We start from the raw sequence: 6448 nt of genomic DNA on the forward strand, positions 1-6448 counted from the left end.
GCTGCCTAGATTCGGGGATATGAGCGGACGTAGGCGGATGAAGGTCGTGATCGCGATGCTGGTCGCCGTGTTGGCGGCAGGGGTGCTGCCGCCGCCGCCCAACCCCGCCAACGCGCTGACCGGTCACCGGCACGAGGGCCGGTGACCGGTCGCGGGATCACGCTGTCGGGATCACGCTGTCGGGATCACTTCGCCAGGTCGACCGCGCGGGCGGGCGCCACGGTGAGCGCGTCGGCGTCCTCGGCGCGGTCGACGACCACCTCGTCGCCGTCGCGGACCTCGCCCGACAGCAGGGCGCGGGCCAGCTGGTCGCCGATGGCCGACTGGACCAGGCGGCGCAGCGGACGGGCGCCGTACTGCGGGTCGAAGCCGGTCAGGGCCAGCCACTCGCGGGCCGCCTCGGTGACGGTGAGCGTCAGGCGGCGGTCGGCCAGGCGCCGGCGGAGCCGGTCGATCTGCAGGTCGACGATGCCGGTCAGCTCCTCGGTGGACAGCGAGTCGAACACGATCACCTCGTCCAGCCGGTTGAGGAACTCGGGCTTGAACGCGGCCCGGACGGTCTCCATGACGGCCGAGCGCTTGGCGGTGTCCGACAGGTCGGCGTCCATCAGGAACTGCGACCCCAGGTTGGACGTCAGGATCAGGATCGTGTTGCGGAAGTCGACCGTGTGGCCCTGCCCGTCGGTCAGGCGGCCGTCGTCCAGCACCTGCAGCAGGATGTCGAAGACCTCGGGGTGGGCCTTCTCCACCTCGTCCAGCAGCACCACCGAGTACGGGCGGCGCCGCACGGCCTCGGTGAGCTGGCCGCCCTCCTCGTAGCCGACGTAGCCGGGCGGGGCGCCGACCAGGCGCGCCACGCTGTGCTTCTCGGAGTACTCGCTCATGTCGATGCGGGTCAGCGCCCGCTCGTCGTCGAACAGGAACTCCGCGAGGGCCTTGGCCAGCTCGGTCTTGCCGACGCCGGTCGGGCCGAGGAACAGGAACGAGCCGGTCGGACGGTCCGGGTCGGAGATGCCGGTGCGGGCGCGGCGCACCGCGTCGGAGACGGCGCGCACGGCGGCCTTCTGACCCACCAGGCGCCGGCCGATCTCGTCCTCCATGCGCAGCAGCTTGGCGGTCTCGCCTTCGAGCAGACGGCCCGCGGGGATGCCGGTCCAGGACGCCACGACCTCGGCGACGTCGTCGGGGCCGACCTCCTCCTTGACCATCGCCTCGCGGGTCTCGGCCTGCTCGGAGGCCTCCTGGAGCTGCTTCTCCAGCGCGGGGATCTCGCCGTACATCAGGCGGGCGGAGGTCTCCAGGTCGCCGTCGCGCTGGGCGCGTTCGGCCTCGCCGCGCAGCTGGTCGATGCGCTCCTTGATCTCGCCGACCCGGTTGAGCCCGGCCTTCTCCCGGTCCCAGCGGGCGTTGAGGGCGTTGAGCTGCTCCTGCCTGTCGGCCAGGTCCTTGCGCAGCCGCTCCAGCCGTGCCCGGGACGCCTCGTCGGTCTCCTTGGCGAGGGCCAGTTCCTCCATGCGCAGCCGGTCGACGGCGCGCTGCAGCTCGTCGATCTCGACGGGACGCGAGTCGATCTCCATGCGCAGCCGGGACGCGGCCTCGTCCACCAGGTCGATCGCCTTGTCCGGCAGGAAGCGCGCGGTGATGTAGCGGTCGGACAGCGACGCGGCCGCGACCAGCGCCGAGTCGTTGATCTGCACCTTGTGGTGCGCCTCGTAGCGGCCCTTGAGCCCGCGCAGGATCGCGACGGTGTCCTCGACCGTCGGCTCGCCCACGTACACCTGCTGGAACCGGCGCTCCAGCGCGGCGTCCTTCTCGATCCGCTCGCGGTACTCGTCCAGCGTGGTCGCGCCGATCATGCGCAGCTCGCCGCGGGCCAGCATCGGCTTGAGCATGTTGCCCGCGTCCATCGCGCCCTCGGCGGCGCCCGCGCCGACCACGGTGTGCAGCTCGTCGATGAACGTGATGATCCGGCCCTCGCTGGCCTTGATCTCGTTCAGGACGGCCTTGAGGCGTTCCTCGAACTCGCCCCGGTACTTGGCGCCCGCGACCATCGCGCCGAGGTCCAGCGCGACGAGCTGCTTGTTGCGCAGCGACTCGGGGACGTCCCCGGCCACGATCCGCTGCGCCAGGCCCTCCACGACGGCGGTCTTGCCGACGCCGGGCTCGCCGATCAGCACCGGGTTGTTCTTGGTGCGCCGCGACAGCACCTGCACCACGCGGCGGATCTCGGTGTCGCGGCCGATCACCGGGTCGAGCCGGCCCTCGCGGGCCCGCGCGGTCAGGTCGACGCCGTACTTCTCCAGCGCCTGGTAGGTCTCCTCGGGGTTCTCGCTGGTGACGCGGGCGTGCCCGCGCACGCGCTCGAACGCCTCCAGCAGCGCCTGCGGCGTGGCCCCGAACTCCTTGAGCAGGTCGGCCACGGCACCGCCGTCGGACGCCAGGCCGACCAGCAGGTGCTCGGTGGAGACGTACTCGTCCTCCAGCCGCCTGGCGTGGTTGGCGGCGGTGTTCATCGCCACGATCAGCTGCCGGGACAGCTGCGGCGACGACACGGTCGCGCCCGCCGCCTTCGGCAGCCGCTCCAGCAGCTCCTCGGCGCGGCGGCGCACTTCCCTCCAGTCGGCGCCGACGGCCTCCAGCAGCGGCACCGCCGTGCCGTCGCTCAGCCCGATCAGCGCCGTGAGCAGGTGCGGCGGCTCCACCTGCGGGTGGCCCTCGGCCGCGGCCCGGCGGACCGCGACCGACACCGCCTCCTGGCTCTTCTGCGTCAGCTTGTAGTCCATGGTGCGTTCAGCTCCCCCTCGGCCCGGACGGGGCCGTCGCTCGGCGGCGCTACTCGGAGCGGCGCTCGTGCCACAGCACCACGCTGGTGCGGCGGATCGGCACGAGGTCGCCACCGGAGGTGCCGCCGGTGTCCCCGCGACGCCGCTGCTGCGCCAGGCGCGCCGCGACGGCGCGGGTCGATTCGAGTTCGTTGCTCAGCTCCTCCAGCGCGGCGCGGGCCGCCGCCAGCTCCTCGCGGAGCCGGACGTTGTCGCGCTGCAGCTCGAGGATGTGCTTGATGCCCGACAGGTTGATGCCCTCCTCCTGGGAGAGCCGCTGGATCTCGCGCAGCTGCACGATGTCGCGCATCGAGTAGCGGCGGCCGCGCCCGGCCGTGCGACCGGGCGACACCAGCCCCAGCCGGTCGTAGGTGCGCAGCGTCTGCGGGTGCAGGCCGGACAGCTGCGCCGCCACGGAGATCACGTAGACCGGGGTGTCGTCGCCGAACGGGTCCATGGAACGCTCACTCCTCCCTGGCCTGCCGGAGCAGCTCGCCGCGCAGCTCGTCACCGCCGCCCGCGGCGCGCAGCCGTTCCAGCGCCTCGCGCGTCGGGTCGTCGACCTTCTGCGGCACCTGCACCTCCACGGTGACCAGCAGGTCGCCCTTGGTGCCGTCGCGCCGGGTCGCGCCCCGGCCGCGCACCCGGAAGGTGCGGCCGTTGGGGGTGCCCTCCGGCAGGCGCAGCGTCACCGGCTGCCCGCCGAACGTCGGCACCTTGATCTCGGCGCCCAGCGCGGCCTCCGGGAAGGTCACCGGGACCGTCAGGGTCAGGTTGTCGCCGCTGCGGCCGAACACCGGGTGCGGCCGCACCTTGATGTTGACGTACAGGTCGCCGGCCGGGCCGCCGTTCTCGCCGGGCGCCCCCTTGCCCTTGAGCCGGATCTTCTGCCCGTCCTTCACCCCCGCCGGGATACGGGCCTGGATGGTGCGGGTGCCGGTCGCCCGTCCGCTGCCGTGGCAGTTCGGGCACGGGTCGTCCACGACCAGCCCGCGGCCCCGGCACTCCTTGCAGGGCTCCTGGAAGCCGAAGCTGCCCAGGTTGCGGGTCTCCAGGCCGGTGCCCTCACAGGACGGGCACACGCGCGGCACGGTGCCGCTGCGGGCGCCGGTGCCCCGGCAGTTCGGGCACGCCGCCTCGCTGGTCAGCCGCAGCGGCACGGTCGCGCCCGACAGCGACTTGCCGAACGACAGCGTCACCTCGGTCTCGACGTCGGCGCCGCGCCGTGCCCGGCGGGCGCCGGGCCCGGTGGTGGTGCGGGTGCCGCCGCGTCCGAACAGCCCGCCGAACAGGTCGCCGAGCCGCTCGCCGGCGCCGCCGCCGCCCGCGCCCCCGGTCTGCCCGAAGAGGTCCCCCAGGTCGAAGCCGAAGCCGCCGCCCTGCTGGCCGCCGCGGAACCCGCCCGGCATCGACCGCAGCGTGTCGTACTCCTTGCGCCGCTTCTCGTCGGACAGGACGTCGTAGGCCTCGGACACCTCCTTGAAGCGGTCCTCGGCGTCGGCGTCGCCCTTGTTGGCGTCCGGGTGGTACTTGCGGGCCAGCTTGCGGTAAGCCTTCTTGATCTCGTCCTGCGAGGCCGTCTTCGAGACACCGAGGACCTTGTAGTAGTCCTTCTCCAGGTAGTCCTTGGTGCTCACGATGCCCCGCTCTCTGCTCGCGCCACGTTCTTCGTTCGTCCTGGACGGTCCCGCCCCGATCATCGTCGCCGAGGCGGGACCGTCGCGGAAGGGGATCTACTCGCCGTCGTCGGCCTTGGGCTGTCCGCCGCCCTCGGACGTGCCGCCGTCCTCGGCGGCGGCCGACCCGGGGGCGGGCTCGGCCACCGCGACGCGCGCGGGCCGCAGCACGCGCTCGCCGATCCGGTAGCCGGGCTGCAGCACGTCCACGCAGGTGGTGTCGGTCACGTCGGGCGAATAGGAGTGCATGAGCGCCTCGTGCACCGTCGGGTCGAAGGGCTCGCCCTTCTCCCCGTACTTCTCCAGCCCGAGCTTGCCGACCACGGCCTCCAGCGCCTCGCCGACCGACTTGAACCCGCCGGTCAGCTCCTCGTGCTCGCGGGCGCGGCCGATGTCGTCCAGCACCGGCAGCAGTTCGTTCAGCACGTTGGCCAGGGCCTGCTCGCGCACGGCCAGCCGGTCGCGCTCGACCCGCTTGCGGTAGTTGTCGAACTCGGCCTTCAGCCGCTGCAGGTCGGCGGTGCGTTCGTCGAGCTGGGTCCGGAGCGCCTGCTCGCCGGCCGAGGCTCCCTCGCCGGCCGGTGCCTGCCCCGCGGCGGCCGCCCCCGCGCCGGAGTCCGCGGCGGACTCCGGCGCGGCCTGGGCCTGGCCGCCCTCCCGGACCTTGCCGGTCTCGGGGTCGATGCGGCGCCGGTCACGGATCACCGGGGCCTCGCGCTCCTCGCCCTCGCCCTTGGTGGGAGGGGTCGTCACGCGGCACCACCCTTCGGCTTGTCCTCGTCGACGATCTCGGCGTCGACGACCTCGTCGTCCTGCTGGGCCTGCCCGTCACCGGACGCCCCCGCGCCGGCGTCGGCGCCGGCGGCCGCGCCCTCGCCCGCGGGCTGGTTCTGGGCGTAGATGGCGGCGCCCATCTTCTGGCTGACCTGCGCCAGCTTCTCGGAGCTGGTGCGGATGGCGTCGATGTCGCCGCCCTCCAGGTTCTTCTTGACCTCGGCGACGGCCTCCTCGACCTCCTTCTTGACGTCCTCGGGGATCTTCTCGGAGTTCTCCTTGAGGAACTTCTCGGTCGAGTAGGCCAGGGTCTCGGCCTGGTTGCGGGTCTCGGCCTCCTCCTTGCGCCGCCGGTCCTCCTCGGCGTACTGCTCGGCCTCCCGCATCATCCGCTCGATGTCGTCCTTGGGCAGGGCCGAGCCGCCGGTGATGGTCATCGACTGCTGCTTGCCGGTGCCCAGGTCCTTCGCCGAGACGTTGACGATGCCGTTGGCGTCGATGTCGAAGGTGACCTCGATCTGCGGCACGCCGCGCGGCGCGGGCGCGATGCCGGTCAGCTGGAAGGTGCCCAGCTTCTTGTTGTAGGCGGCGATCTCACGCTCGCCCTGGAAGACCTGGATCTCCACGGACGGCTGGTTGTCGTCGGCGGTGGTGAACACCTCCGACCGCTTGGTCGGGATGGTGGTGTTCCGCTCGATGATCTTGGTGAAGATGCCGCCCTTGGTCTCGATGCCCAGGCTCAGCGGCGTGACGTCCAGCAGCAGGACGTCCTTCACCTCGCCCTTGAGCACACCGGCCTGCAGCGACGCGCCCACCGCCACGACCTCGTCGGGGTTGACGCCCTTGTTCGGCTCCTTGCCGCCCGTCAGCTCCTTGACCAGCTCGCTCACGGCGGGCATACGGGTGGAGCCGCCGACCAGGACGACGTGGTCGATGTCGTTGACGCTGATCCCGGCGTCCTTGATCACCTGGTGGAACGGGTTCTTGGCGCGCTCCAGCAGGTCGGCGGTCATGCGCTGGAACTCCGCGCGCGTCAGCTTCTCGTCCAGGTGCAGCGGGCCCTCGGCCGAGGCGGTGATGTAGGGCAGGTTGATCTGCGTCTCCGAGGAGGACGACAGCTCGATCTTGGCCTTCTCGGCCGCCTCGCGCAGCCGCTGCAGCGCCATCTTGTCCTTG

The 6448-nt window shown here is 72.3% G+C and carries 6 protein-coding genes; 1 reads left to right on the top strand and 5 read right to left on the bottom strand.

Features of this window, described 5'->3' with window-relative positions; genetic code table 11:
- The first annotated feature begins 19 nt into the window (after positions 1 to 19).
- Positions 20 to 145 (top strand): hypothetical protein, encoded by a 126-nt coding sequence (locus ABD811_RS41580; protein WP_344958881.1) that lies wholly within the window; start codon positions 20 to 22, stop codon positions 143 to 145.
- A 40-nt stretch (positions 146 to 185) separates the two neighbouring features.
- On the opposite strand, the gene clpB is transcribed toward ABD811_RS41580, so the two are convergent.
- From clpB to ABD811_RS41605, 5 genes are all read right to left on the bottom strand, one after another.
- Positions 186 to 2783 carry an ATP-dependent chaperone ClpB gene (clpB, locus tag ABD811_RS41585; RefSeq protein ID WP_344958883.1) on the bottom strand — a complete coding sequence of 866 codons (2598 nt, stop codon included), beginning with the start codon at positions 2781 to 2783 and terminating at the stop codon, positions 186 to 188.
- Positions 2784 to 2832: 49 nt separating this feature from the next.
- Entirely contained in the window at positions 2833 to 3279 is a 447-nt protein-coding gene (locus tag ABD811_RS41590; protein WP_344958885.1) for a heat shock protein transcriptional repressor HspR, read from the bottom strand.
- A 7-nt stretch (positions 3280 to 3286) separates the two neighbouring features.
- On the bottom strand, positions 3287 to 4459 hold the full coding sequence (dnaJ, locus tag ABD811_RS41595; RefSeq protein ID WP_344958887.1) for a molecular chaperone DnaJ: 1173 nt from the start codon (positions 4457 to 4459) through the stop codon (positions 3287 to 3289).
- 96 nt (positions 4460 to 4555) lie between these two features.
- Positions 4556 to 5251: a nucleotide exchange factor GrpE gene (grpE, locus tag ABD811_RS41600; protein WP_344958889.1), complete on the bottom strand. Its 696-nt coding sequence runs from the start codon at positions 5249 to 5251 to the stop codon at positions 4556 to 4558.
- Positions 5248 to 6448 (bottom strand): Hsp70 family protein (locus ABD811_RS41605; protein ID WP_344958891.1); only part of this gene is annotated, 1201 nt, incomplete at its 5' end. The genes grpE and ABD811_RS41605, both read right to left, overlap by 4 nt.

The organism is Actinomadura miaoliensis (genome assembly GCF_039536785.1).
Lineage (GTDB): Bacteria > Actinomycetota > Actinomycetes > Streptosporangiales > Streptosporangiaceae > Spirillospora > Spirillospora miaoliensis.

Coding starts and splice junctions, on each gene's coding strand:
- clpB (WP_344958883.1), bottom strand. CDS start 2,783: ATGGACTACAAGCTGACGCAGAAGAGCCAGGAGGCGGTGTCGGTCGCG.
- ABD811_RS41580 (WP_344958881.1), top strand. CDS start 20: ATGAGCGGACGTAGGCGGATGAAGGTCGTGATCGCGATGCTGGTCGCC.
- ABD811_RS41590 (WP_344958885.1), bottom strand. CDS start 3,279: ATGGACCCGTTCGGCGACGACACCCCGGTCTACGTGATCTCCGTGGCG.